We start from the raw sequence: 25,737 nt of genomic DNA, 5'->3' as shown, positions 1-25,737 counted from the left end.
AAATGCTAGAATCCCCGCCCATCGTGCGGTCATTCTTTGAAATTGGCCGAATATCCCTTCAAACAGTGCATCCCATGCTGAAGAAGCTGTTCCAGTCATTCCGTTCCCCACTGCGCAAGCCGCAGCAACACGTGCGCACCACGCCCGAAGTGCTCAGCAGTAGCCAGCATTCGTTGCAGCGCAATCAATTCAGCCGCTACGCCGTCAACATCGTCGAGCGTTTGCAAACAGCCGGTTACCAGGCCTATCTGGTGGGCGGATGCGTTCGCGACCTGATGTTGAACATCGAACCCAAGGATTTCGACGTCGCCACCAGCGCCACGCCGGAGCAGGTTCGGGCCGAGTTTCGTAACGCACGCATCATCGGCCGTCGTTTCAAGCTGGTTCACATCCACTTCGGTCGCGAGATCATCGAAGTCGCCACATTCCGCGCCAATCATCCTATTGATGATGAAGACGAGGACAGCAATCAATCCTCGCGCAACGAGAGCGGCCGCATCCTGCGTGACAATGTCTACGGCACTCTGGAAGAGGACGCGCAACGCCGCGACTTCACCATCAACGCGCTGTATTACGACCCTGTCACCGAACGCGTGCTCGACTTCGCCAACGGCGTACACGACATCCGCAATCGGCTGATCCGCCTGATTGGCGATCCGCAACAGCGGTATAAAGAAGACCCGGTGCGGATGCTGCGTGCCGTGCGATTCGCCGCCAAGCTCGACTTCGGTATCGAAAAGCACAGTGCCACGCCGATTCGCCCGCTGGCGCCGATGCTGCGCGATATTCCGTCCGCTCGTCTTTTCGAAGAAGTCCTCAAGCTGTTCCTGTCCGGGTACGCCGAGCCCACCTTCGAAATGCTGGTCGACCTCGAACTGTTCGAGCCGCTGTTCCCCGCCAGCAACAAGGCGCTGGAATACAACCCGACTTACACCCACACGCTGATCAGCGATGCGCTCGCCAACACCGACTCGCGCGTCAAGCAGAACAAGCCGGTAACACCGGCGTTCCTGTTTGCCGCGCTGTTGTGGCCGGCACTGCCCGCTCGGGTGCTGCGCTTGCAGGAGCGCGGCATGCCGCCAATCCCCGCCATGCAGGAAGCTGCTCATGAGCTGATTACTGAACAGTGCCAGCGGATTGCGATTCCCAAGCGCTTTACCATGCCGATTCGCGAGATATGGGACATGCAGGAACGACTGCCACGTCGCTCCGGCAAGCGCGCCGACCTCCTGCTGGACAATCCCCGTTTCCGCGCCGGTTACGACTTCCTGCTGCTTCGCGAGTCTGCGGGCGAAGAGACCGAAGGCCTGGGCGACTGGTGGACCGAGTACCAGGAAGCCAATGACAGCGGGCGCCGCGACATGATTCGCGATCTGGGCAGCAAGTCCGAAACCGGCCAGGGCCCGCGCAAGCGTCGCCGCAGTGGCAGCACCAAGCGCAAACGCACGGGTGCCGACTCGTCCGCTTCCGGCGAATGATCGAAAGGACGCTGAGCATGGAGCGCGTCTATATAGGACTGGGCAGCAACCTTGCCGACCCCGCCGAGCAATTGCGTGGCGCGATCAAGTCGCTGGGGCAATTGCCCCAGACCCACCTGTGGGAAGTCTCTTCTTTTTATGTGAGCGACTCTTTGCTGCCAGGTCAGCCGCGCTATACCAATGCGGTAGCAGGCGTGGACACCGGCCTTGAGCCTTTGGCGCTGCTGGATGCGCTGCAAGCCATCGAAACCGGTCAAGGCCGCGAGCGGCATGAGCGCTGGGGGCCGCGCACGCTGGACCTGGATATTCTGACGTTCGGTGACCGCCTGATAGACGAGCCCCGCCTGAAAGTGCCGCACTACCACATGCAAGCACGCGCATTCGTGCTGTATCCGCTGGGAGAAGTGGCGCCAGGGCTGATGTTGGCCGACGGTCGAACGCTGGATCAACTGCTCGCCGAGTGTGCTTTCCAGGGGTTGGAACGTCTCCCAGGCTGAGGTCCGCACCGCACGCCGCCGCGCTCCCGGTAACATCCGCTCAAAACCGGTAACACCCGGAATTGACTTCCCGCCCCCTCCTCACGAATATAAGCGACCCAAAGCCGGAGTACCGGCCAAAAGGCGCGAAACAGGCCTTTGCAAACATCGCGAAACGACGATGTGCCTGCGTTTTCAGAATGAATCACGCGTTGCTCGCCGTCGTGTTCACTGCGCCTGAATGAGGACTTTTTGATGCCCGATATCACCGTTACGTCCCTGCAGGCCTTGAAGCAGCGTGGTGAAAAAATCACCATGCTCACCTGCTACGACGCAACATTTGCCCACACAGCCAGCCTGGCGGGTGTTGAGGTGCTGCTGGTCGGCGATTCGCTGGGCATGGTCCTTCAGGGCCATGACAGCACGCTGCCGGTGACAAACGCAGACATGGCTTATCACGTCGCCAGCGTCAAACGTGGCAACCGGGGAGCGTTGATCCTCGCAGACCTTCCTTTCATGGCGTACGCCACCCTCGAACAGACCTTTGCCAACAGTGGGGCCTTGATGCAGGCCGGTGCGCACATGGTCAAGATCGAGGGCGCGGCGTGGCTGGCCGAGTCGATTCGGTTGCTGGCAGAGCGAGGGATTCCGGTGTGCGCGCACATGGGGCTCACACCGCAATCGGTCAACGTGCTTGGCGGTTACAAAGTGCAAGGCCGTCTTGAAACGCAGGCGCGGCAGATGCGTGCCGACGCCATTGCACTGGAACAGGCTGGCGCGGCGATGATTTTGCTGGAGTGCGTGCCCAGCGAACTGGCGATCGAAATCTCCAGCGCCGTGAAGATTCCGGTGATCGGGATTGGCGCCGGCAGTGGCACAGACGGCCAGGTACTGGTGATACACGACATGCTGGGCTTGTCGATTACCGGCCGCGTACCCAAGTTCGTGAAAAACTTCATGGTCGGCCAGCCCGACATCCAGTCAGCAATTAGCGCGTATGTCGCCGCCGTCAAAGACGTCAGCTTTCCGGCCATCGAACATGGATTTTCGGCATGAACACAGTCAAGACCGTCCGTGAACTGCGCGCAGCCGTAGCGCGCGCGCGCAGTGAAGGCAAACGTATTGCCTTGGTTCCGACTATGGGAAACCTGCACAGCGGACACATTGCGCTGGTGACCAAGGCCGCTCAGCGGGCTGACTTCGTGGTGGCAAGCCTCTTCGTCAACCCTCTGCAGTTCGGGCCAAATGAAGACCTGGCCAGCTACCCGCGCACGCTGGCAGCCGATCAGGAAAAGCTTCTGCAGGCCGGTTGCCACTTGCTGTTCACCCCCACGGTCGAGGAGATGTACCCGCACGGCATGGCAGACCAGACCATCGTTCGTGTGCCCGTGGTTTCGGAAGGTTTGTGTGGTGGCAGTCGCCCCGGGCATTTCGATGGCGTTTCCACAGTGGTCAGCAAGTTTTTCAACATGGTGCAGCCCGACATCGCCGTGTTCGGTCAAAAAGACTTCCAGCAGCTGGCGGTGGTAAGCGCACTGGTGCGCGATCTCAACATGCCCATCCAGATCATCGGCGAACCGACCGTTCGTGCCACTGACGGCCTGGCGCTATCGTCGCGCAATGGCTATCTGAGCGAGTCACAACGCGCCGCCGCGCCTGCGCTTTATCAGGTGATCAACACCGTGGCCGACGCGATTCGCAACGGCGAGAAAGACCTCGAACAACTCCTGGTCAAAGGCAAGCACGATCTTGAAGCCGCAGGCTTTCGTCCCGACTACCTGGAAATACGCCAGGCTGTCACGCTCCGACCAGCAACACCGGATGACAACGATCTGGTGATTCTCGCCGCAGCGTGGCTCGGCACCACACGCCTCATCGATAATCTGCACCTGAACAGAAGCTGATCCAAGCAGTTCAGTCAGCGGTCTCCGGGCTCAGGTAAGTAGCCGCAGTCGCGGCAAGTGGCCCCGAGCAGTGAACTTAGCCATAGCGGCAATGCCATACCCGTACAGTTCGCCTGAAAAGCGGCAGTACTTTGTAAGAAAGAGCTGTGTAAGAGAAGGCTGTGTAAGAACAAGCTGTGTGAGAAAAAGTACCGATTAAAGGAAAAGCGAGGCGCAGACAGCAGGGCCTCCGGGGCGTAGTCTCCGTTGCACGTATTCGAGTCTGTGTTCAACCTGGCTTTTGTGTCCAAAAGGCAGTTCAAGTACAAGGAAACCCGCAGCGATGGCGCACTACCGCACTCCTCATGACGTCACCACCCTGCCCGCTTGGCAGGCGCTCAAACAACATCGCGAGACCATGCAGAATTTCAGCATGCGCGAGGCGTTCAATGCAGATCCAAAGCGCTTCAGTGAGTTCACGCTCAGCAGCTGCGGTCTGTTTCTCGACTATTCGAAAAACCTGATTACCCCTGAAACCCGTACCTTGCTGGTCAATCTGGCCAACGAAGTGGGTCTGAAGGACGCGATCAAAGCCCAATATGACGGCGAGTTGGTCAACTCGTCCGAAGGTCGCCCGGCACTGCACACAGCGCTGCGTCGTCCGGTTGGCGACAAACTGTCGGTCAACGGTAACAACGTGATGCCGGAAGTGCACAAAGTGCTGAACCAGATGACCGATCTGGTCGGGCGCATTCACGACGGTCTCTGGCGCGGCTACACCGAAAAGCCGATCACCGACGTGGTCAACATCGGCATTGGCGGGTCCTTCCTCGGGCCTGAACTGGTTTCGGAAGCTCTGTTGTCCTACGCGCAGAAAGGCGTTCGCTGTCACTACCTGGCGAACATTGACGGCAGTGAGTTTCACGAACTGACCATGAAGCTGCGCGCCGAGACCACGTTGTTCATCGTCTCGTCCAAAACGTTCAGTACGCTGGAAACCCTGAAGAACGCGACCGCTGCCCGCGCCTGGTATCTGGCACAAGGCGGTTCCGAGGCAGAGCTGTATCGTCACTTCATCGCCGTGTCGAGCAACAACGCCGCCGCAGTGGCCTTCGGTATTCGTGAAGAGAACATCTTCCCGATGTGGGACTGGGTTGGCGGTCGTTACTCGCTGTGGTCGGCCATTGGTTTGCCGATTGCGCTGGCGATCGGCATGTCCAACTTCAAGGAACTGCTGTCCGGTGCCTACTCCATGGACCAGCATTTCCAGAACGCCTCGTTTGAACAGAACATGCCGGTACTGCTGGCGTTGCTCGGTGTCTGGTACGGCAATTTCTGGGGCGCGCAGAGTCACGCGATCCTGCCTTACGACCATTACCTGCGCAACATCACCAAACACTTGCAACAGCTGGACATGGAGTCCAACGGCAAGAGCGTTCGTCAGGACGGTACGCCCGTCAACACGGACACTGGCCCGGTCATCTGGGGCGGCGTAGGTTGCAACGGTCAGCACGCTTACCACCAGTTGCTGCACCAGGGTACCCAACTGATCCCGGCTGACTTCATCGTGCCGATCGTCAGCTTCAACCCTGTGTCTGACCACCACCAATGGCTGTTTGCCAACTGCCTGTCGCAGAGCCAGGCATTGATGTTGGGCAAGACCCGCGCCGAAGCCGAAGCCGAACTGCGCGAAAAAGGCGTTTCCGAGGAAGAAGTGCAGCGCGTCGCGCCGCATAAAGTCATCCCCGGCAACCGTCCGAGCAACACGCTTGTGGTCGAACGTATAAGCCCGCGTCGTCTTGGCGCGCTGGTGGCCATGTACGAGCACAAGGTGTTCGTGCAGAGCGTGGTCTGGGGGACTAACGCCTTCGATCAATGGGGCGTGGAGTTGGGCAAGGAGTTGGGCAAGGGCGTCTACTCACGCCTCACCGGTGAGAACGAGGAAACGGCAGAAGACCCGTCGACTCAAGGCCTGATCAATTATTTCCGTGGTCGTCACCGCGGCTGATCCAGCCTCGCAGCACCCTGAGAAACCCGCTGTCTCGCAAGAGGCGGCGGGTTTTTTGCTTTCCCGTAGACCTAATCGATCTCGGGCAAGACCGTCGGGTCGAGGGTAATAGTGTGCTGCCGAGGGTTACGCTCGCAGATGAAGAGATCATCGCGTGGACCTTCTTTCGGCCCTACGTGACGTAAATGCATACGTGAGCCGCACCATGGGCATGTCGCCGTGAAGCGATTGACGTACAACCGCCCGTTGACGCCCATTTCGAGGTAATGCCTGGACCCGAAGAAGTGGTCGAAGCGGCGCCGTCGCAGCAAGGCCGAAAAAACCACTGCCATCAAACCGATGATGAACGAGAACATAAACAGCGACGCCCATGAGCTTTGCCAACCGGTGACGGGTTGAAACAAAGAGACGTAAAGACCTATCAGGCTCGCGATGCCCGTGATGTAGCCGAAGACCGAGACGCGTTCGCTCCTGACACCTAGCCCGCCGAAAGCCGGGTGACGTTGAATGTCCATCTGCTCGGGCGTAAAGGTGGGTCGATCGCTCTGATTGATGCTGACATTGGCACCCCTGAAATCGCCGACACCGACGTTGAGGCTGCTGTCGCCATTCTGTGAACCGTGATTGTCGTTCGGCACAACCGTCCTCCTGCTGCGCTTAAGCCGCAAAAAATGGAAGACGATTATTCAGGTCGTGCCACATTGAGAACATCAGCCCAATCCGGCAGGTCGGTGGGATCACTCGTCATTACTTGTCATACATAACTGACAACGCCAATTGATTCGCGGGGCGTCGGCGATGGGCGACTCTTACGGACCAATGCGCCTGACCCCTCGCCGTTTCGGACTACTCTCATGGAATGTGATACCAGAAGAATAAGGAGACGCCATGATCAATCTCAGCGATTTCCCACACGCCGACGCGGTTCGCAAAGCGGCTCAATTGAGTACGGATGATTACAGCCGCTTGTACCGGCAATCCGTCGAGCAGCCCGACGTATTCTGGGCGGAACAAGCGAACAGGTTCATCGACTGGTTTTCTCAGTGGGATCAGGTACAACAGTCCGACATGCTCACCGGCAAAGCGCAGTGGTTCAAGGGCGCCACACTCAACGTCAGTTACAACTGCATCGACCGTCATCTGAATGATCGCGGCGACCAGGTTGCCCTCATCTGGGAGGGTGACAGCCCTAAAGAATCCGCTGAAATCACCTACAGAAAACTTCACGACAATGTTTCGCGCCTCGCCAACGTGCTTAAAGGCCGAGGCGTGAAAAAGGGTGATCGTGTGTGCATCTACATGCCGATGGTGCCAGAGGCTGCTTACGCGATGCTCGCGTGTGCACGCATAGGTGCTGTGCATTCGGTGGTATTCGGCGGGTTTTCACCGGATGCATTGCGAGATCGCATTCTCGATGCGGACTGTCGCACCGTGATCACCGCCGATGAAGGCGTACGTGGCGGTAAGTATGTGCCGCTCAAGCAGAACGTCGACAAGGCGCTGGTGGGCTGCCCTGACGTCAGTACGGTGCTTGTCGTGCAGCGCACGCAAGGTGAGGTCGATTGGGTCGAAGGCCGCGATATCTGGTACCACGAAGCGCGGCACGGCATCAGTGACGATTGTCCGCCAGAGCCGATGGACGCCGAAGATCCGCTGTTCATCCTCTATACCTCGGGCAGCACTGGCAAACCCAAAGGCGTGCTTCACACCACCGGCGGTTATCTGCTGCAGGCTGCCATGACGCATCAATACGTGTTCGATTATCGCGATGGCGAGGTTTTCTGGTGCACCGCCGATGTGGGCTGGGTCACGGGGCACAGTTACATCGTCTACGGCCCCTTGGCCAACGGTGCCACGACACTGATCTTCGAAGGGGTGCCCAACTATCCGGACAGCTCACGGTTCTGGAAAGTGATCGACAAGCACCGCGTCAATATTTTCTACACGGCGCCCACTGTATTGCGCGCACTGATGCGTGAAGGGCTAAAGCCGTTGCAGAACACATCGCGTGAAAGCCTGCGATTGCTAGCCACAGCGGGTGAGCCGATTAACCCCGAAGCGTGGGAATGGTATTTCCATCACGTAGGTAAAGAACGCTGCCCCATTGTCGATACATGGTGGCAGACCGAAACCGGCGGCATCATGCTGACGCCCCTGTTGAGCACCAACCCTTTGAAACCCGGTTGCGCGACGCAGCCCATGTTTGGCGTGCAACCGGTCTTGCTGGACGAAAAAGGCAACGAGCTCGACGGCGCGAACAGCGGCCTGCTGGCGATAAAGGCCTGCTGGCCGGGGCAGATACGTAGCGTGTATGGCGACCCGAAGCGCATGTTCGATACCTACTTTGCGCCCTACCCTGGTTATTACTTCACGGGGGATGGAGCAAGGCGCGATGAGGATGGTCATTACTGGATCACCGGTCGCGTGGACGACGTGATCAACGTGTCCGGTCACAGGATTGGCACTGCGGAGGTGGAAAGCGCACTCGTGCTGCACGGCAGCATTGCCGAAGCCGCGGTGGTGGGTTACCCGCACGATGTAAAGGGCATGGGCATCTATGCGTTCGTCACGGTGATGGACGGCGTGGAGCCGAGCAACGACTTGAAAAAAGAGCTGCTCGCGCACGTCAGTAAAGAGATTGGCAGCTTTGCCAGGCCTGAGCTGATTCAATGGGCGCCTGCGCTGCCGAAGACTCGCTCGGGCAAAATCATGCGCCGCATCCTGCGCAAGATCGCCTGCAACGAACTGGACAGCCTCGGCGACATTTCGACGCTGGCGGACTCGAGCGTCGTCGAGGGCCTGATCGAGAAACGCCTGAATCAATGAGCCGAAACGGCCACCTGAATGGTAAGAGCGCGCCTGCAACGAAGTGCGTCAAACTGATCCGCCCCATACGATAGGCGCCCATGGAATTCATCCGCACACGCATTGAAACTCAAGTCATGAGCATGACCGGTCTGTCCTTGGGCCAACTGGACATGGAGAACCCAAAGGGCGACCCCGGACTGTTCGGTCCTGACGCCGTGTGCTGGCGGGTACATGGGGATTTTCCAAGCATGTTGATCGGTGGCGTATGCGCGTTGATGCTGCAAATGCTTCACCCTCGAGTGCTGGCAGGCGTCTGGGATCATTCCAATTTTCGCGAGGACATGCTCGGGCGTCTGCGCAGGACCGGGCAGTTCATCTCCGGCACCACCTTCGGCTCGACCCGCGACGCCAACTGGCTGATCGATAAAGTGCGCGGTATTCACTCGCACGTTACCGGGATCGCGCCGGATGGCAGCACCTACGCTGCCAGCGATCCGGAATTGCTCACGTGGGTGCATGTCACGGAAGTCAGCAGCTTCATGAGTGCCCATCAGCGCTACCTGGACCCGTCGATTTCGTCCGCAGACAAAGACCGGTATTACGCCGAAACGGCGATTGTGGCCCAAAGGCTCGGCGCTACAGACGTGCCGACTTCACAAAGCGCTATTGACGACTATTCACGAAGCATGCGTTCACAGCTCGAATGCAGTGAGCGCACTCGTGAAGTGCTGCGGGTGCTCAAGGGTGCTCCCGCGCCGAGTCGTCTGGCAAAGCCTGTGGGCAGTTTGATGATGCAGGCCAGCGTCGATTTGCTGCCGGGTTGGGCGAGCACGATGCTGGATATTCAGCAGACCGATCTTGCCCGCACGATGATCCGCGCCGGGGTCAACCGCAGCGCGCCAGTGCTACGCTGGGCCGTGCGCAATGCGTCGGTCCACCGCGCGAAACGGCGGATGGGCGTTGTGTAAAGGAGCTCCGATCTGCGGGCAACTTAGCGTTAACGGCTGGTGTAGCCGCCATCAATCGGCAGTGACACACCGCTGATCATCGACGCTGCGGTGCTCAACAGGAACAGGATCGGCGCGGCGACTTCCGCTGTTTCAGCAAAACGCCCAAGTGGAATGGCCGCCAGTGCCGGGTCACGTTTGCTCGGCTCGCTCCAGGCCATGATCGCCATTGGCGTCAGGGTTACGGTCGGGTTCACGCTGTTGACCCGAATCCCGAACCTGCCCCACTCCGCACACTGCACGCGAGTCATGGCGTCCATCGCGCCCTTGGATGCGCAGTAACTCAAATGGTCGTCCAGCGCCACCAACGAGGCCTGGCTCGACACGTTGACGATGCTGCCCGCGACGTTCGCTTCGATCATTGACCGGGCGACTGCGCCCGCCACCAGCGCCGCCGCTCGCACGTTGACCGACATGACGTGATCAAACGCCTGTGCGCTGACCTCGGTCGCCGCCTCCAGCACCGAAACCCCGGCGCAGTTGACCAGCCCGTGCATCACCGGTAACGCCTGCAACGCGGCTGCAAGCTGGGCGTTATCGGCCATGTCCACTCGCAGCACCGTGCAGCCCTGCGCTGCGAGTGTTTCCAGCGCCGCAACATCACGGCCCATGGCGTAAACCTCGGCCCCGCTGCGTAACAGATGCTGAGTCACTTCCCAGCCAATCCCGCTGCTGGCGCCCGTGACCAGCATTCGCTGGCCGCTGAAATCGAATGCAGCATTACTCAAGATGACGCTCCTTGCAGGCGATGCATGATCGGTTTAAGCGCGGGATACAGCGCCACGTAATCGGCAAACATGCGCGAGTACAGTTCTACGTTCGCGGCCTGCGGCTCTGCGCGCTTTTCGAGTTCCACCCAGCCTTTTCGCACCTGCGCTTCGTCTACCAGACCGACCGCCTGCGCCGCCAGCAATGCGGCGCCCAGTGCGGCCTCCACCTCTTGAACGATGGTATAGACGGGGTAGCCCGTGACGTCGGCGATGATCTGCATCCACAAGTCCGAATGACTCGCGCCGCCCACCACAATCAAGCGTGGATCAAGCGACTGCGCGCCACGCGTACCCGCTTCGATGTTGTGGCGCAGAGCGAAGGTCACGCCCTCAAGCACCGCGCGATAAAGATGGGTGCGGGTGTGATACAGGTTCAGCCCGACAAAACTGCCGCTGGCCTTGGCATCCCACACCGGGCTGCGCTCGCCCATCAGGTAGGGCAAGAACAGCAGGCCATCGCTGCCCGCCGGAATCTTGTTGGCGGCGCGTTCGAGAATGACGTGGCTGTCCTCACCCGTCTCGCGTGACTGCTGCTCTTCGCCTTGGCAAAACTGCTCGCGAAACCAGCTCACCGATGCGCCGGCCGTGATCGCGCCGCCGAAGATGTAGAGGTCTTCGGCGCCGTTGAACACATGCGGGAAGCTGACCAGACCGTGACGCGCGTCCACGTGCTGATTCAAATACCCCCAGCACATGCTGGTGCCGATCATTGCCACATGGTTGCCCGCCTCGGTGACGCCTGCCGCGAACGTCGCCATGGCCGCATCGACACCGCCGCCAAGTAAAGGGATACCGGCCTGAAGCCCCAGCCTGTCGGCCCACGCTTCAAGCAGGCCGCCCACCACATCGCCTGAATGCACAAGGCGCTCGGGCATCATCGACAACGGGATTCCCAACGCATCGAGCATCTCAGGCGACCACTGTCGCTTGGCGACGTCATACACGCCGCCGATGTTGCCCGCCGAGCTGTGATCCACCGCCACTTCGCCTGTCAGGCAATAGTTGATGTAGCTGTTGGGCGGCAGCAGATAGCGAGTCTGCTCCCAGATTCGCGGCTGTTTGTCTTTGAGCCATAGCATTTTGGTGAAGCCGTAATAGCTGTCCACCGAGTTGCCGGTGATGTCGTAAAGGCGCTCAAGATCAACGTGCTGGTTGACCCATTCCACTTGCTCCCCCGCTCGCCGATCCATCCAGATCAGGCACGGATAAAGCGGTTTGATCTGCGCGTCGACGGCAATCCCCGAACCGCCATACAAGCTGCTGACGCAGAGGGATTTGACGCTGTCTTTGGCTACGCCGGCTTTGCGCATGCACCCGGCGATGCAGACTTCCACCGCGTCCAGCCAAACCTGCGGCCACTGCTCGGCCCATCGCGGTTTGGGCGTGTCGACTTTATAGCTGTGGCTGTGCTGAGCGACGATGCGTCCCTCGGCGTCTACCAATAGGGCTTTGGTACTCTGGGTGCCGATGTCGACGCCGATGACGTAGTCCATCTGAGTGGTCTCTCTTGTTATAGGGTTTGTCCTGAAGACGTATACGGCGCAAGGGCCTCTCGCGAACACGTTCGCTCCTACAGAGAACGCGTCAAAGCTGTAGGAGCGAATTCATTCGCGAAAGGCCATACGCGGTCACCTGTAGGCGCAATCGGAAGTAACGACGGTCGCGATGCGGTTTGTCTGACAATCCGCATCGGTCGCCCACGACCCCGGAGCTTTCGTACCTGGGCAGCTCCTACAGGGTTCGGGGTTAGCCTATGACCGGTTTTAGCAGCACTTTGATCGACTTGGTCGAGTCCGCCAGCGCGAAGGCTTCGGCGTAGTCGTCCAGGCCGAAGTCGTGGGTAACGATGCCTTTGGAGGTGACAAGGCCGCGTTCGAACAGGTCGATGGCCACCGGATAGCAATACGGCCCCAGATGCGCGCCGCGCACGTCGAGTTCTTTGCGGTCGCCAATGATCGACCAGTCGGCACTGGTTTCTGCCCCGAACACACTGAACTCCACAAAACGTCCCAGCTTGCGAATCAGGTCCAGCCCTTGGGTAACGCCGATCGGTACGCCAGTGGTTTCGATGTAAACGTCACAGCCGTAGCCATCGGTCAGGCCGTTGATGATTGCCTTGGCGTCGTCGCGGCTTGGGTTGATCACCACGTCAGCGCCGTATTTCTTCGCCAGCTCCAGACGCTCGTCGACCATGTCGATGACCACCAGTTTTTTCGGCGTTTTCAGGGCCGCGACTTGCACCATGCACAGCCCCAACGTCCCGGCACCCGCAATCACCAGCACGTCGTCGAGCTGCACGTCGCCACGGTTGACGGTATGAATGGAGCACGCCATCGGCTCGATCAGCGCCGAGTCTTCCAGTGAAACGGATTCCGGGATCTTGTGCACGATGGCGGTCTTGGGAATACGCATGAACTGCGCCATGCCGCCTTCAGCGACGTCTTTCTGGAAGCCGAAAATGTTGTGCACTTCGCACATCCAGTACTTGCCGGTTTTGCAGAACTTGCACTTCTCGCACGGCACGATCTGCTCGGCGATCACCTTGTCGCCAACCTTCACGCCGAAGTGTTCCTCTGCGCCCTCACCCAGTTGTTCCACGTAACCGAAAAACTCGTGACCGGGAATGACCGGGGCCTTCACCCACGGGCTCTCGCCGCCCCAGAACATCGCCGCGCCGGAGTGGCATTTGCAATCGCTGGCGCAGATGCCGCAGGCGCCGATGCGGATCACCAGCTCATTGGCCCGGGCCTGAGGCATGCCGACACGCTCCAGACGGTAATCTTTGGGCGCATGGCAGACGACGGCTTGCATGGTGTTTTGTGTGTTTTGTTCCATGACTGGTTACCTGTGTGAAGTTCTTTAGATGAGCTGTACGAGCGCGCTTGCCCGCGATGCAATCGACCAGACGATACGATGGCGTCTGAAAAACCAAATCGCGGGCAAGCGCGCGCCTACAAGGTGTTGTTCCATCCCTACTTATGCCGCTGCCGGCTGATGAAAATCGCCAGCAAAATAATCCCGCCCTTGATCACGCTCTGCACATAGGGCGAGACGCCGAGCATGTTCAATCCGTTGTTGAGCACACCTAAAAGCATGGCACCCACCAACGTTCCGACAATCACGCCGCGACCACCGGCAATCGAGGCGCCGCCAAGCACCACGGCTGCAATGGCGTCCAGCTCAAAACCGACGCCGGCATTGGGCTGTCCGCTCATCAGTCGGGACGACAGCACCAGCCCGGCAATCGCAGCGGTCAGGCCGCTGATCGAATACACCAGCAGCTTGAATCGTGACGCCCGGACGCCTGACAGACGCACCGCTTCCTCGTTGCCGCCAATGGCGTACACGTAACGCCCGATGCGGGTGTGTTGCAGCAGCACCCAGGCCACGAAGTACGTCGCCAGCATGATCAGGATCGGCACCTGAATCCCGAACAGCGTTCCGCGACCGAACCAGGAGAACCAGTCGGGCATGCCGGAAATCGGGTAGCCATCGGTGTACATCAAGCCCAGCCCCCGCGCGATGCCCATGGTCGCGAGGGTGACAATGATCGGCGGCATTTTCAGGTACGCCACGAAGATCCCGTTGCCAACGCCAAAACCCACGCCAATCAGCAAACCGATGAGGATCGCAATCGGTGGTGGAACGCCCGCAACCATCAAACCGGTGGTCAAGGTGCCGGATAACGCCATCACCGGCCCGACCGACAAATCGATGCCACCTGTGAGAATCACGCAGGTCATGCCGACCGCGATGATCGCGTTGATCGACACCTGCCGGGCAATGTTCTCCAGGTTCGCGCCGGTCAGGAATTTGTCGCTGGCGAAGATCATGAAGACCGTCACCACCAACAGCCCGACAAACGGATAAAACGCCGGCGAGCGGATCAGTTGGGCGAAGTTGAGTTTCATCCGGCCGGGTTGAGTGTTCATGGTTTTAATGGACGTATTCACTGTTCAGACTCCCGGTGGCATGGCGCATCACCTCTTGCGGGTTGATGTTCGATGTCTCCAGCACGTTGACGATTGCGCCCTTGTGAAACACCGCCACGCGATCGCACATGCCGATGATTTCCGGCAATTCCGAGGAGATCATGATGATCGCGAAGCCTTGCTCAGTGAGTTTGCGCATCAGGGTATAGATTTCGGCCTTGGCACCAACGTCGATGCCTCGGGTCGGTTCGTCGAAAATCAGAATGTCGCAGTGGTGATTGATCCAGCGTGCGATCACCACCTTCTGCTGGTTGCCACCGCTGAGGTTCAGCACCCGGCTTTCGCAGGTCGGCGCCTTGATCGACAGCTGCTTCATCAAGTCAGCGGTGGTGTCGTTTTCCTTGCGCCGGTCCAGCAGATGGCTGTGGCCTTCGTACTTGCCGAGGTTGTTCAGGGAAATGTTCTCGCGAATGCTGAAATCCACAATCAGCCCTTCGCTTTTGCGGCTCTCGGGCAACAGGCCGATGCCATTGGCGAGTGCGTCAGCAGGGTCGCTCAGACTGACCGGCTGCCCGCGCAGCAAGACGTCCTTGCTGACCACCGACAATGCGCCGATGACGCCAAGCGCCAGCTCCGTGCGCCCCGAGCCCACCAGCCCGGCAAAACCAAGAATCTCGCCCTTGTGCAATTTGAAGCTGTTGTGCGGGCCGTTTTTTGTCAGCTGAATGTCGCGCACCTCCAGCAGCACTTCACTGACGGCGGTGGAAGTTTTGGGCGGAAAGCTGGCTTCCAGACGCCGCCCGACCATCATTTCGACCAAGGTGTCGATGTCGCTGTCAGCCACCGTCAGCGCGCCGACATTGCTGCCATCGCGCAACACACTGATGCGGTCGCACACCTGGAAGATTTCTTCCAGATGGTGCGAGATAAAGATCACCGCCACGCCCTGGCTTTTCAGCTCGCGCATGATGTCGAACAACAGCTCGGCTTCGGACGGTGTAAGCGTGGCAGTGGGTTCATCGAGGATCAGCAAGCGCGCTTCGAGGGCCAGGGCCTTGGCGATCTCCACAAACTGCTGCTCGGCGACGCTCAAATGCTGCACCGAACAGTCCAGGTTGATACTCACGCCCAGGCGATCAAACAGCGCGATTGCTTTTTCGCGCATCTCGTTTTTGCGCAGCAGGCCGAAGCCGTTGACGATCTCGTGACCGAGGAAAATATTTTCCACTGCATTGAGGTACGGGATCAGGCTGAATTCCTGAAACACGATGCCGATGCCAGCCGCGATGGCTTCGTTGTAGGTCGCAAAATGCTGCACGGCGCCATCGATCAGAATGCTGCCCTGATCCTGATGTTCGACGCCTGCGAGGATCTTCATGAGGGTCGATTTGCCCGCACCGTTTTCACCCAGCAACGCATGAATCTCGCCACGCTCGACCTGCAGGTTGATCGACTTGAGTGCGTGCACGCCGGGATAGCTTTTACAGATGTTTTCCAATTGCAGAAGGCTGCTCATGCGCACCTCGTCAAACCAGAAATCGCTCGGTCGGTGAACCCCCGTCAAGCAGAATAGCTGCTCGACGGAGGCTCACAGGCGTGTCACCAGGAGAAGGTTTTGGCCTTGGCCTGATCCACCAGCAAGATATCGACGGGGATAGCCTTGGGCACTTGCGAGCCCCACTTCTTGGCCAATGCGATACCGAGCGCCAGCCGCACCTGATCGCGCGGGTACTGGGCGGAAGTGGCGATGAACTTGCTGCCCGGTTTCTGGATTTCCTTGATGGCTTCCGGCGCGCCATCGACGCTGGTCAGCTTGACGTCCATGCCGCTGGACTCGATGGCAGCCAACGCGCCTAGCGATCCGTTGTCGTTGACGCTGAACAGCCCTTTGAGGTTGGGCTGCGCCTGCAGCATGTTTTCAGTCACGCTGAGCGCCTGATCACGTTCCTGCTTGCCGTTCTGAATGCTGACGATCTTGATTTCGGGGTGCTTGGCCAGCGCGTCCTTGCAACCGCGAACGCGCTCAAGGATTGGCACCACAGCGATGCCGTCGAGGATCCCTACATCGCCTTTACCGCCGATGTTCTTGGCCAGGTATTCACACGCCTGAACGCCTGCGTCGTAGTTTTTCGAGCCGACGAAGGAATCCAGCGGGCCGTCAGCCTGTGCGTCTACCGCGACAACGACCACGCCTTTGTCATGCGCCTGTTTTACGGCGGACTGCACACCTACTGAATCAGTCGGGTTGATGATCAGAATATCGATGCCCTTTTGCAGCATGTCTTCGATATCACTGAGCTGCTTGGAGACGTCGTGACGGGCGTCGGTGACCAGCAGTTCGGCACCAATGCTTTTGGTGGCGTCCTCAAGGGCGGCCTTCATGGTCACGAAATAGGGGTTGTTGATTTCCTGGAACGAAGCACCGATTTTCATCGGGCCTGTCTTGGCTGCATCAGCGGCCTGAGCAGTGACGGCACTGCCGCACGCGATGGCTAAAGCGAGGGAGCACACGACCGTTGATAAGCCTTTTTTGGCGCGAGTTGTCATAGCGAAAATCCCGTTGTTTTTATTTTTAAGGCGAAAATGTCATCGTTAACATTTTCGAAATTATCAGAAAACATTGAGCTTGGCAACTGGCTTCCTTCAGCACAAATGCACTCACGGAAGACCGGCATTGATGGTCACCGGCAAGGTCTTCAAGACGGTTGAAAAGCCTACGTCAATTTAAATGAGAGGTTCGCGTTGACAGCCAAGGAAATGCTGCCAATAATCCTGCACGTTGTACGACAACGTATAACGGCATAACAACAATAAAAAAGGTACTCGCACCATGACGAACGCCGTCAATGCACCCGTGTTGCGCTCAAAACACGCCTCGCACTATTCCCGATTCCCCCTGACCGCCACTGCGTTGCGTCAGCGCTCGACTCCACTTCTGATCCCTCACCGAATGCTCTGACGGCAAGCCCGTCAGCACCACTTCGCCAATGCCTGCTGCTCGGTCCAGAGCGCGGGACAGGGGAATCACCGGTCCCGCCAGCAAATGCCGATCATTGATGATGGGCGCAGGGATCGTCATGTCGAGAAAAGGGAGAACAACCATCATGGCAACCTTCAACACCCGCACACTTGTCCTCTGGAGCACCGCCAGCGCCGCTCTCGCGCTTCCCGTATTGGGTCAGGCCGAAGGCTTTGTCGAAGACACCAAAGCGTCGCTCAACCTGCGCAACGCGTACTTCAATCGCAACTTCACCAACCCCGACTACCCGAACGCTGCGGCACCGCAAGGCAAGGCCGAAGAGTGGACGCAGAACTTCATTCTCGACGTTAAATCCGGCTTCACTCAGGGCACTGTCGGCTTCGGTGTGGACGTGCTGGGGCTGTATTCGCAGAAGCTCGACGGCGGCAAAGGCACGGGGGGAACGCAGTTGTTGCCGATCCACGATGACGGCCGGCCCGCCGATAACTTCGGCCGCTTTGGTGTAGCCGGCAAGGCGCGCATTTCCAAGACCGAACTGAAAGTCGGTGAATGGATGCCCGTGTTGCCCATCCTGCGCTCGGACGATGGCCGCTCTTTGCCACAGACCTTTCGCGGAGGCCAGGTCACCTCCCGAGAGTTCTCGGGTTTGAGCCTCTACGGCGGTCAGTTTCGCGGCAACAGCCCGCGCAACGATGCGAGCATGGAAGACATGTCGCTCAACGGTCGCGGTGCGTTTACCTCGGACCGCTTCAACTTCGGTGGCGGTGAATACCAGTTCAACGAGAAACGCACGCAAGTCGGCGTGTGGTACGCGCAACTCGAAGACATCTACAACCAGAAGTTCATCAATGTCATACACGCCCAGCCCATTGGCGATGTCACGCTGGCTGCCAACCTCGGTTATTTCTGGGGCGAAGAAGACGGCAGCAAACTGGCGGGCGACCTCGACAACAAGACCGCCTACGCGCTGCTTTCGGCCAAGTATCTGGGCAACACTTTTTACGTCGGGCTGCAAAAGGTCAGCGGCGATAACGGCTGGTTCCGTGTCAATGGCACCAGCGGTGGCACTCTCGCCAACGACAGCTACAACGCCAGCTACGACAACGCAAAAGAGCGCTCGTGGCAACTGCGTCACGACCTGGATTTTGCCGTCCTGGGTGTGCCCGGCCTGACCCTGATGAACCGCTACATCAGCGGCGACAACGTGCACACCGGCGCGATCACCGACGGCAAGGAATGGGGACGGGAATCGGAACTGGCCTATACCGTGCAGAGCGGCGCGTTCAAAACCCTGAACGTCAGGTGGCGCAATTCGAGCATTCGTCGAGACTTCAGCACCAATGAGTTCGACGAAAACCGGCTGTTCATCAGCTATCCGATCTCACTGCTGTAGCGCCTTGGCCTCTTTCGACACGCGCAATCTGAAAACGGCCGGTCTTGTACTTTGGTCCCGTTGACAAATTTTGCCAGGCCTGCCGATAATTCCGCGCATGTCATACGACGACAGATGACACCACATAACAACAACACCTGAATCAGGGCTCCTCATGACCAATACCACGCCTGCCCAGACTCCCTTCAATCGGCTGCTGCTCACCGGCGCCGCAGGTGGTTTGGGCAAAGTCTTGCGCGAAACCCTGCGCCCCTACACCCATATTCTCCGTCTGTCCGATATATCGGAAATGGCCCCCGCCACGGGCAGCCACGAAGAAATCCAGACCTGCGATCTGTCCGACAAGGCCGCCGTTCACCAACTGGTCGAAGGCGTCGACGCCATCGTGCATTTCGGCGGTGTGTCGGTTGAGCGCCCGTTCGAAGAAATTCTCGGCGCCAACATCAGCGGTACTTTCCACATTTACGAAGCGGCGCGCAGGCACGGTGTGAAGCGGGTGATCTTCGCCAGCTCCAACCATGTCATCGGCTTCTATCGCCAGGATGAAAAAATCGACGCCAGCGCGGCCAAACGCCCCGACAGTTACTACGGGCTGTCCAAGTCCTATGGCGAAGACATGGCCAGCTTCTACTTTGATCGCTACGGCATCGAAACCGTCAGCATCCGCATCGGCTCCTCATTCCCGGAACCGCAAAACCGTCGAATGATGAGCACCTGGCTCAGCTACGACGACCTCACGCAGTTGATCTATCGCGGGCTGACCGCGCCGAACGTCGGACACACCGTGGTTTACGGGGCTTCCGACAATCGCGATCTCTGGTGGGACAACCGCCTCGCCAGCTATTTGGGCTACTCGCCGAAGGACACTTCCGAAGGTTTTCGTGCGCAAGTCGAGGCGCAGCCAATGCCGGCAGCCAACGACCCGACGATGGTTTATCAGGGCGGTGCGTTTGTGGAAGCAGGACCGTTCGGCGACGACTGACCCTGCAACATCCCGACTAGCCAGCACCGGCTGAAAATGCCGGCCAGACCACAATCACGGAATGATTGCCATGCCAGCTCAACTGATAGTCGACGCGCGCAATGCCACCGGTGAAAGCCCGGTGTGGCGCCCTGAGGAGCAGGCGCTTTACTGGGTCGATATTCCAGCCCAACGCCTGCACCGCTGGAGCCCGCTGGACAACCTGACGCTCACTTGGGAGGCGCCGCAAATGATCGCCTGCATTGCCCGATACGGCGATGGCAGCTGGATCGCCGGGATGCAGACCGGCTTGTTTCGTGTGCATCCCAATGCAGATGGAACGCTCGCTGCAAGCCTGTTGATCGATGTCGAACATGCCCGCGACGGCATGCGCTTCAACGACGGCCGATGCGACCGGCAAGGGCGTTTCTGGGCGGGCACCATGTTCATGGACATGGCCGCCAACGCGGTGGTCGGCGCGATGTACCGCTACGACGCCGGGCAGACCACTCCTCTGACGCCGCAACTGACGGACTTCATCGTCCCCAACGGCCTGGGTTTCAGCCCCGACGGCACGATCATGTACCTCTCGGATTCCCACCCGACCGTTCAGAAAATCTGGGCGTTCGATTACGACATCGACACCGGCACACCCAGCAATCGCCGAGTATTCGTGGACATGAACCAGTTCCCTGGCCGCCCCGATGGCGGTGCGGTAGACGCCGACGGCTGTTACTGGATCTGCGGCAACGACGCCGGCCTGATCCATCGCTTTACCCCGGCGGGCAAGCTGGACCGCTCTCTCGCCGTACCGGTCAAGAAACCGGCCATGTGCGCGTTCGGCGGCAAAGACCTGGACACCCTCTTCGTCACCTCGATCCGCCCGGGCGGCGACATCAGCGATCAACCGCTGGCCGGTGGCGTTTTCGCTTTGCAGCCTGGCGTCAAAGGGCTCGAAGAACCGTCTTTCAAGGGCTGAACCACCCTCTGCACCCTCATCACACAGCGTCACCTTGCACCTAAAAAAATAACAACACTGGAGATATCCATGGACTTCAAACGCACGTTGCTCGCCGTCGCACTTCCGCTGGCCTTTGGTCTCTCGGGCATGGCCCAGGCTGAAATCAAGATCAAGTTCGCCGAGGTCCATCCAGCGGGTTATCCGCCCGTGGTGGCCGAACAGCAGATGGGCAAGAAGCTTGAAGAACAAAGCAAAGGCGAGATCACCTTCAAGATGTTTGCCGGCGGCGTGCTCGGCTCCGAGAAAGAAGTGGTCGAGCAAGTTCAGACCAACGCCGTGCAGATGACCCGCGTCAGCCTCGGTATCGTTGGCCCCGTGGTTCCAGACGTGAACGTGTTCAACCTGCCCTTCGTGTTCCGTGATCAGGCCCACATGCGCAAGATCATCGACGGCGAAATCGGCCAGGAAATCCTCGATAAAATCACCAACTCCGAATTCAATCTGGTCGCGCTGGCGTGGATGGATGGCGGCACGCGCAACCTGTACACCAAGAAGCCGGTCCGCGACATCGCCGACCTCAAAGGCATGAAGATCCGCGTGCAAGGCAACCCGGTGTTTATCGACACCATCAACGACATGGGCGGCAACGGCATCGCCATGGCCACCGGCGAAATCTTCAGCGCCCTGCAAACCGGCGTAATCGATGGCGCCGAAAACAACCCGCCCACCCTCCTCGAACACAACCACTACCAGAGCGCCAAGTTCTACACCCTGACCGAGCACCTGATCCTGCCGGAACCGGTGGTGATGTCGAAAATCACCTGGAAAAAGCTCAGCGCCGACCAACAGAAACTGGTGCAGACCCTGGCACGTGAAGCACAGATGGAAGAGCGCGTGCTGTGGGACAAAAAGTCAGCCGAAGCCGAGACCACACTCAAGGCCGCCGGCGTGGAATTCATCACCCTCAGCCCTGCGCAGAAGAAGGCGTTTTTTGACGCCACCCAGCCAGTGCGCGACAAGTACGGAGCGCCGTACAAAGACCTGATCAGCCGTATCGAAGCCGTTCAGTAAGCCCTTCTCTGTCTGATAAGACTGCGGTGACAGGCCTGGCCTGCTCATCGCCGTCGGCGTGGTGATTCCCATGAAAAATACGCTGTTGCGCATCAACGACAGGATCTACCAGCTCTGCATCGGCATCGCCGGGCTGTCCGTGCTGACCATGACCCTGATCATCCCGTGGGGCATTTTTACACGCTACGTACTGGGCAGCGGATCAAGCTGGCCGGAACCCACCTCGATCCTGCTGATGGTGGTGTTTACCTTCTTTGGCGCCGCCGCCAGTTACCGGGCCGGCGCACACATGGCGGTGGCGATGGCGGTCGAGCGCATGCCCGCCCCCGTACGCACATTGGCAGCGGTGCTGGTGCAGGTGCTGATGGCCGTGGTGTGCCTGTTCATGATCACCAAAGGTTTCAAGCTCAGCTTCAACACCTGGAATCAGTTCCTCGGGGAAATGCCTGGGTTGCGGGTGGGCATTTCTTATCTGCCTATTCCGATTGGCGGCGTGCTGACGCTGATCTTCGTGCTGGAAAAGCTGTTGCTGGGCGATCAAAGCCACCGCCGCGTGGTGCGCTTCGACGTGCTCGAAGAAAGCGAAGGAGCGGCATAAATGGACGCATTCATTCTGTTGGGCAGTTTTATCGCGCTGATCCTGCTGGGCATGCCGGTGGCCTACGCGCTCGGCTTGTCGGCCTTGGTCGGCGCGTGGTGGATCGACATTCCGTTCGATGCGCTGATGATTCAAGTGGCGGGGGGCGTCAACAAATTCTCGCTGCTGGCAATTCCGTTCTTCGTGCTGGCGGGCGCGATCATGGCTGAAGGTGGCATGTCTCGCAGGCTGGTAGCGTTCGCGGGGGTGCTGGTTGGGTTTGTCCGCGGTGGCTTGTCGTTGGTGAACATCGTGGCATCGACCTTCTTCGGCGCGATCTCGGGCTCCTCGGTGGCGGACACCGCCTCAGTCGGCTCGGTGCTGATCCCGGAAATGGAACGCAACGGTTATCCACGGGATTTTTCGACTGCAGTCACCGTGAGCGGCTCGGTGCAGGCGCTGCTGACCCCGCCCAGCCATAACTCGGTGCTGTATTCGCTGGCAGCCGGGGGCACTGTATCGATTGCGTCGCTGTTCATGGCCGGGATCATGCCGGGCTTGCTGCTCAGCGCAGTGATGATGGGCCTGTGCATGATCTTCGCGCGTCGTCGCAACTACCCAAAAGGTGAGGTGATTCCGCTGCGCCAGGCGCTGAAAATCGCGGGCGAAGCGCTGTGGGGGTTGATGGCGATGGTGATCATCCTCGGCGGGATTCTGTCCGGGATATTCACCGCCACCGAGTCCGCCGCAATTGCGGTGCTGTGGTCGTTTTTCGTGACGATGTTCATCTACCGCGACTACAAGTGGCGCGATCTGCCCAAGCTGATGCATCGGGCGGTGCGCACCATTTCCATCGTGATGATCCTGATCGGTTTCGCTGCCAGCTTCGGTTACATCCTGACGCTGATGGAAATCCCGATGAAGATCACCACCGCGTTCCTGACACTGTCGGACAATCGCTACGTGATCCTAATGTGCATCAACGTGATGTTGCTGCTGCTGGGCACGGTGATGGACATGGCGCCATTGATCCTGATTCTGACGCCGATCCTGCTTCCTGTGATCATCGGCATCGGCGTCGATCCGGTGCATTTCGGCATGATCATGCTGGTGAACCTGGGCATCGGATTGATCACGCCACCGGTGGGCGCGGTGCTATTTGTCGGCGCTGCGGTCGGCAAAGTGACCATCGAAGCCACTGTAAAGGCACTGCTGCCGTTCTATGTCGCGCTGTTAGCCGTACTGATGGCCGTGACCTACATCCCCGCCATTTCGCTGTGGCTGCCTAACCTGGTGCTGTAATCGCCAGCGCTTTCGCCTTCACAAAACCCGCCCCTTGCCGGGCGGTTTTGTTTGTCTGACAGACCGCATCGCGGCCCCGCCCTGGCCCGTCAGCTCGCACATGTCGGGCCTGTGTTCACGCGAATGAATTCGCACCTACAGTCAACCGCTCAGCCGACTCGACGCAACACACACGCCGGTTCACGAACTGAGTCTTCAGAAAGTTCTACCCATAGAAGAAAAGGTGATTGTCGGATCTGCCCTTCATATCTTTAGGATCTGAGCCGTACCAACCGGGCCCAAGCGTTCAGACATGGGCGGATAAACGGCAGCGAGGATGTTTGTGGCGTGCCGCCCCGCTCATCACTCACCACAGGATCGAGACATGCCCCACGCACTCAACCCAGCGCCTACCCCTTCTTTAAGTGGCGAGTTACAAGAGAGAAACGGGCTGCGGCTGGAAAACATCAGCAAGCGCTTCAGCTCATCATCGGGCGATGGCGCGCAGCTACAGGTTCTGGATAACGTGCGCCTGGACATCGAGCCAGGCGAATTCATCACCATCGTGGGCGCCAGCGGCTGCGGCAAATCCACACTGCTGCGGCTGATCCTGGGGCTGGACGAAGATTACGATGGCCGCATTCTGCTTGGTGAAACGCCCATTCGTGGCACCGGGCTTGAGCGCGGGATCGTGTTTCAGGATCACCGGTTGTTCCCGTGGCTGACGGTGGAGCAAAACGTCGCTGTAGGCTTGAAGAATGCGCCCCTGAGCGCTGCGCAGAAACGCGAGGCGGTCACCGAGCACATTGAACTGGTGGGGCTGCAGGATTTTACCGGGTCGTTCCCGCACCAGATTTCCGGTGGCATGGCGCAGCGCGTGGCCATAGCCCGCGCACTGGTGAATCGGCCCAGCGTGTTGCTGCTGGATGAGCCGTTCGGCGCGCTCGACGCTTTGACCCGTACGCGCCTGCAACGTGAGTTGCAACACATCTGGCAGCACGAAAAAATCACCGTGGTGCACGTCACGCACGACGTTGATGAGGCGATTTACCTAGGCGACCGGGTGGTGGTAATGCAGCCCAATCCAGGACGTGTTCGCCGCGTCGTCGACATCGATCTGCCCCGACCGAGAAATCGCAGCGACGCCCGATTCATCGCCCTGCGTGATGACGTGTTGAGTGATTTTGCGGAGCTGTCGTGAAGGGGTAAAAACAGACTGCTGTGCCTTATAAGCGTAAGGCGAGCCTTGGCGAGACCGCGAATGCGCTGCGCCAGATAAATCGCATCGCGGCCCCGCCTGGGCTCGTCAACTCCTACACGATAGCGTCGGCTGTCGGTAAGGTGCCAACCTCACCGCGAGCAAGCTCCCTCCCACGGGATCGTGGTCGCTGCGGTGTGCGGCGGTCGTCATCGGTAGACGCGAATTCATTCGACGCGTACAGCGCTTGATCGGTCCTGCGAATCACATATATGCCCGCCAAAACCTGTAGGAGCGAACTCATTCGCGAGGCGGCGGTTCTGGTTCAACTCGGACGACGCCTCGCCAACAAGTTGGCTCCTACAGAGTCGGCGTCAGCCAGCGTCAGCCATCGGCACGTTTCAGGGCCGGATCAGCGTCAGCCAACGGCACGTTTCAGGGCCGTGTCAGCGTCAGCGATCGGCACGTTTCAGGGCCGGGTCAGCGTCAGCCCTCGGCGCGTTGTCAGGGCCGGAGCCGCGTCAGCAATCCGCCATATTGGCTGTTACAGCGGCTCGTATACGGACACTTGATTTCGTCCGTTTTTCTTCGATGCATACAGCCCTTGATCAGCCGATTCGATCAGGGCTTTGTGGTCGTCGAGCGGCAGGTACAGGTCGGCCACACCGAAGCTGATAGTGCAGCGCACGGTTTGTCCCTCATGCTGGATTTCCAGCGCTTGAACAGAGATGCGCAAACGCTCGGCGAGCATCGCACCACCGTGTTTATCGCTGTCAGGCAACAGCATGGCAAACGCCTCGCCACCGTATCGGCCTGCGATATCGGCGTCGCGAATGTGCTCACGGATGATGTCGGCGACGCGCTGGATCACACGGTCACCGCACTGATGACCAAATGTATCGTTGACCCGCTTGAAGTGATCGATGTCGAACATCACCAGCGCGGCCGCGGCG

General features: G+C 59.3%; 23 protein-coding genes. 14 read left to right on the top strand and 9 right to left on the bottom strand.

Annotated elements, in window-relative coordinates:
* The first annotated feature begins 74 nt into the window (after positions 1-74).
* The 5 genes from OYW20_RS04415 to pgi all read left to right on the top strand — a co-directional run bounded on the left by OYW20_RS04415 (position 75) and on the right by pgi (position 5,845).
* Positions 75-1,478, top strand: coding sequence for a polynucleotide adenylyltransferase PcnB (locus tag OYW20_RS04415; RefSeq protein WP_268799521.1), 1,404 nt, complete (start codon positions 75-77; stop codon positions 1,476-1,478).
* Between the two features lie 17 nt (positions 1,479-1,495).
* A complete protein-coding gene (folK, locus tag OYW20_RS04410) occupies positions 1,496-1,975 on the top strand; it encodes a 2-amino-4-hydroxy-6-hydroxymethyldihydropteridine diphosphokinase (RefSeq protein WP_408005461.1) in 480 nt (159 codons plus the stop codon).
* Positions 1,976-2,209: 234 nt separating this feature from the next.
* The gene (gene panB / locus OYW20_RS04405; protein ID WP_268799519.1) at positions 2,210-3,010 is read left to right on the top strand and encodes a 3-methyl-2-oxobutanoate hydroxymethyltransferase; all 801 of its coding nucleotides are present in this window, start codon (positions 2,210-2,212) and stop codon (positions 3,008-3,010) included.
* The gene (gene panC / locus OYW20_RS04400) at positions 3,007-3,858 is read left to right on the top strand and encodes a pantoate--beta-alanine ligase (protein WP_268799518.1); all 852 of its coding nucleotides are present in this window, start codon (positions 3,007-3,009) and stop codon (positions 3,856-3,858) included. Before panB ends, panC begins: the two co-directional genes overlap by 4 nt.
* Before the next feature lie 322 nt (positions 3,859-4,180).
* On the top strand, positions 4,181-5,845 hold the full coding sequence (gene pgi / locus OYW20_RS04395; protein ID WP_268799517.1) for a glucose-6-phosphate isomerase: 1,665 nt from the start codon (positions 4,181-4,183) through the stop codon (positions 5,843-5,845).
* A gap of 71 nt (positions 5,846-5,916) precedes the next feature.
* Here pgi and OYW20_RS04390 read toward each other — a convergent pair whose 3' ends face one another.
* Positions 5,917-6,483: a hypothetical protein gene (locus OYW20_RS04390; protein WP_268799516.1), complete on the bottom strand. Its 567-nt coding sequence runs from the start codon at positions 6,481-6,483 to the stop codon at positions 5,917-5,919.
* Between the two features lie 250 nt (positions 6,484-6,733).
* Between OYW20_RS04390 and acs the strand changes: the two genes are divergently transcribed.
* Both acs and OYW20_RS04380 read left to right on the top strand, forming a co-directional pair.
* Complete coding sequence (acs, locus tag OYW20_RS04385) at positions 6,734-8,671, top strand: acetate--CoA ligase (RefSeq protein WP_268799515.1); 1,938 nt, start codon at positions 6,734-6,736, stop codon at positions 8,669-8,671.
* A gap of 80 nt (positions 8,672-8,751) precedes the next feature.
* The gene (locus OYW20_RS04380; protein WP_268799514.1) at positions 8,752-9,621 is read left to right on the top strand and encodes an oxygenase MpaB family protein; all 870 of its coding nucleotides are present in this window, start codon (positions 8,752-8,754) and stop codon (positions 9,619-9,621) included.
* 29 nt (positions 9,622-9,650) lie between these two features.
* Here the strand turns inward: OYW20_RS04380 and OYW20_RS04375 are convergent, their stop codons facing one another.
* From OYW20_RS04375 to OYW20_RS04345, 7 genes are all read right to left on the bottom strand, one after another.
* Positions 9,651-10,352, bottom strand: coding sequence for an SDR family oxidoreductase (locus OYW20_RS04375; RefSeq protein ID WP_328284819.1), 702 nt, complete (start codon positions 10,350-10,352; stop codon positions 9,651-9,653).
* Between the two features lie 32 nt (positions 10,353-10,384).
* Positions 10,385-11,923 (bottom strand): FGGY-family carbohydrate kinase, encoded by a 1,539-nt coding sequence (locus OYW20_RS04370; RefSeq protein ID WP_268799512.1) that lies wholly within the window; start codon positions 11,921-11,923, stop codon positions 10,385-10,387.
* A gap of 253 nt (positions 11,924-12,176) precedes the next feature.
* Positions 12,177-13,265, bottom strand: a complete 1,089-nt coding sequence (locus OYW20_RS04365) for an alcohol dehydrogenase catalytic domain-containing protein (protein WP_268799511.1) — start codon at positions 13,263-13,265, stop codon at positions 12,177-12,179.
* 137 nt (positions 13,266-13,402) lie between these two features.
* On the bottom strand, positions 13,403-14,362 hold the full coding sequence (locus tag OYW20_RS04360; protein WP_268801042.1) for an ABC transporter permease: 960 nt from the start codon (positions 14,360-14,362) through the stop codon (positions 13,403-13,405).
* A 4-nt stretch (positions 14,363-14,366) separates the two neighbouring features.
* A complete protein-coding gene (locus OYW20_RS04355; RefSeq protein WP_268799510.1) occupies positions 14,367-15,878 on the bottom strand; it encodes a sugar ABC transporter ATP-binding protein in 1,512 nt (503 codons plus the stop codon).
* A gap of 83 nt (positions 15,879-15,961) precedes the next feature.
* Complete coding sequence (locus OYW20_RS04350) at positions 15,962-16,909, bottom strand: substrate-binding domain-containing protein (protein ID WP_268799509.1); 948 nt, start codon at positions 16,907-16,909, stop codon at positions 15,962-15,964.
* A 316-nt stretch (positions 16,910-17,225) separates the two neighbouring features.
* Entirely contained in the window at positions 17,226-17,465 is a 240-nt protein-coding gene (locus OYW20_RS04345) for a hypothetical protein (RefSeq protein WP_268799508.1), read from the bottom strand.
* A gap of 1 nt (position 17,466) precedes the next feature.
* On the opposite strand from OYW20_RS04345, the gene OYW20_RS04340 reads away from it, so the two are divergent.
* From OYW20_RS04340 to OYW20_RS04310, 7 genes are all read left to right on the top strand, one after another.
* Positions 17,467-18,735, top strand: coding sequence for an OprD family porin (locus OYW20_RS04340; protein ID WP_268799507.1), 1,269 nt, complete (start codon positions 17,467-17,469; stop codon positions 18,733-18,735).
* A gap of 154 nt (positions 18,736-18,889) precedes the next feature.
* Positions 18,890-19,717, top strand: coding sequence for an NAD-dependent epimerase/dehydratase family protein (locus OYW20_RS04335; RefSeq protein WP_268799506.1), 828 nt, complete (start codon positions 18,890-18,892; stop codon positions 19,715-19,717).
* Between the two features lie 70 nt (positions 19,718-19,787).
* Entirely contained in the window at positions 19,788-20,675 is an 888-nt protein-coding gene (locus tag OYW20_RS04330) for a glucurono-1,5-lactonase (protein WP_268799505.1), read from the top strand.
* 69 nt (positions 20,676-20,744) lie between these two features.
* A complete protein-coding gene (locus OYW20_RS04325; protein WP_268799504.1) occupies positions 20,745-21,728 on the top strand; it encodes a TRAP transporter substrate-binding protein in 984 nt (327 codons plus the stop codon).
* A 70-nt stretch (positions 21,729-21,798) separates the two neighbouring features.
* Entirely contained in the window at positions 21,799-22,326 is a 528-nt protein-coding gene (locus tag OYW20_RS04320; RefSeq protein ID WP_268799503.1) for a TRAP transporter small permease, read from the top strand.
* Positions 22,327-23,607 carry a TRAP transporter large permease gene (locus OYW20_RS04315; RefSeq protein WP_268799502.1) on the top strand — a complete coding sequence of 427 codons (1,281 nt, stop codon included), beginning with the start codon at positions 22,327-22,329 and terminating at the stop codon, positions 23,605-23,607.
* A gap of 364 nt (positions 23,608-23,971) precedes the next feature.
* Entirely contained in the window at positions 23,972-24,787 is an 816-nt protein-coding gene (locus OYW20_RS04310; protein ID WP_268799501.1) for an ABC transporter ATP-binding protein, read from the top strand.
* 541 nt (positions 24,788-25,328) lie between these two features.
* Here OYW20_RS04310 and OYW20_RS04305 read toward each other — a convergent pair.
* On the bottom strand, positions 25,329-25,718 hold the full coding sequence (locus OYW20_RS04305; RefSeq protein ID WP_268799500.1) for a GGDEF domain-containing protein: 390 nt from the start codon (positions 25,716-25,718) through the stop codon (positions 25,329-25,331).
* Between the last annotated feature and the right edge of the window lie 19 nt (positions 25,719-25,737).

Origin of the sequence: Pseudomonas sp. BSw22131, from assembly GCF_026810445.1 — a bacterium.
Lineage (GTDB): Bacteria > Pseudomonadota > Gammaproteobacteria > Pseudomonadales > Pseudomonadaceae > Aquipseudomonas > Aquipseudomonas huanghezhanensis.
This window is presented reverse-complemented; position numbering and strand designations above follow the sequence as displayed.

Coding starts and splice junctions, on each gene's coding strand:
- panC (WP_268799518.1), top strand. CDS start 3,007: ATGAACACAGTCAAGACCGTCCGTGAACTGCGCGCAGCCGTAGCGCGC.
- acs (WP_268799515.1), top strand. CDS start 6,734: ATGATCAATCTCAGCGATTTCCCACACGCCGACGCGGTTCGCAAAGCG.
- OYW20_RS04365 (WP_268799511.1), bottom strand. CDS start 13,265: ATGGAACAAAACACACAAAACACCATGCAAGCCGTCGTCTGCCATGCG.
- OYW20_RS04325 (WP_268799504.1), top strand. CDS start 20,745: ATGGACTTCAAACGCACGTTGCTCGCCGTCGCACTTCCGCTGGCCTTT.
- OYW20_RS04305 (WP_268799500.1), bottom strand. CDS start 25,718: ATGTTCGACATCGATCACTTCAAGCGGGTCAACGATACATTTGGTCAT.
- OYW20_RS04315 (WP_268799502.1), top strand. CDS start 22,327: ATGGACGCATTCATTCTGTTGGGCAGTTTTATCGCGCTGATCCTGCTG.
- pgi (WP_268799517.1), top strand. CDS start 4,181: ATGGCGCACTACCGCACTCCTCATGACGTCACCACCCTGCCCGCTTGG.
- OYW20_RS04310 (WP_268799501.1), top strand. CDS start 23,972: ATGCCCCACGCACTCAACCCAGCGCCTACCCCTTCTTTAAGTGGCGAG.
- OYW20_RS04370 (WP_268799512.1), bottom strand. CDS start 11,923: ATGGACTACGTCATCGGCGTCGACATCGGCACCCAGAGTACCAAAGCC.
- OYW20_RS04415 (WP_268799521.1), top strand. CDS start 75: ATGCTGAAGAAGCTGTTCCAGTCATTCCGTTCCCCACTGCGCAAGCCG.
- panB (WP_268799519.1), top strand. CDS start 2,210: ATGCCCGATATCACCGTTACGTCCCTGCAGGCCTTGAAGCAGCGTGGT.
- OYW20_RS04355 (WP_268799510.1), bottom strand. CDS start 15,878: ATGAGCAGCCTTCTGCAATTGGAAAACATCTGTAAAAGCTATCCCGGC.
- OYW20_RS04375 (WP_328284819.1), bottom strand. CDS start 10,352: ATGCTGGTCACGGGCGCCAGCAGCGGGATTGGCTGGGAAGTGACTCAG.
- OYW20_RS04320 (WP_268799503.1), top strand. CDS start 21,799: ATGAAAAATACGCTGTTGCGCATCAACGACAGGATCTACCAGCTCTGC.
- OYW20_RS04335 (WP_268799506.1), top strand. CDS start 18,890: ATGACCAATACCACGCCTGCCCAGACTCCCTTCAATCGGCTGCTGCTC.
- OYW20_RS04330 (WP_268799505.1), top strand. CDS start 19,788: ATGCCAGCTCAACTGATAGTCGACGCGCGCAATGCCACCGGTGAAAGC.
- OYW20_RS04350 (WP_268799509.1), bottom strand. CDS start 16,909: ATGACAACTCGCGCCAAAAAAGGCTTATCAACGGTCGTGTGCTCCCTC.
- OYW20_RS04380 (WP_268799514.1), top strand. CDS start 8,752: ATGGAATTCATCCGCACACGCATTGAAACTCAAGTCATGAGCATGACC.
- OYW20_RS04340 (WP_268799507.1), top strand. CDS start 17,467: ATGGCAACCTTCAACACCCGCACACTTGTCCTCTGGAGCACCGCCAGC.
- folK (WP_408005461.1), top strand. CDS start 1,496: ATGGAGCGCGTCTATATAGGACTGGGCAGCAACCTTGCCGACCCCGCC.
- OYW20_RS04345 (WP_268799508.1), bottom strand. CDS start 17,465: ATGGTTGTTCTCCCTTTTCTCGACATGACGATCCCTGCGCCCATCATC.
- OYW20_RS04360 (WP_268801042.1), bottom strand. CDS start 14,362: ATGAACACTCAACCCGGCCGGATGAAACTCAACTTCGCCCAACTGATC.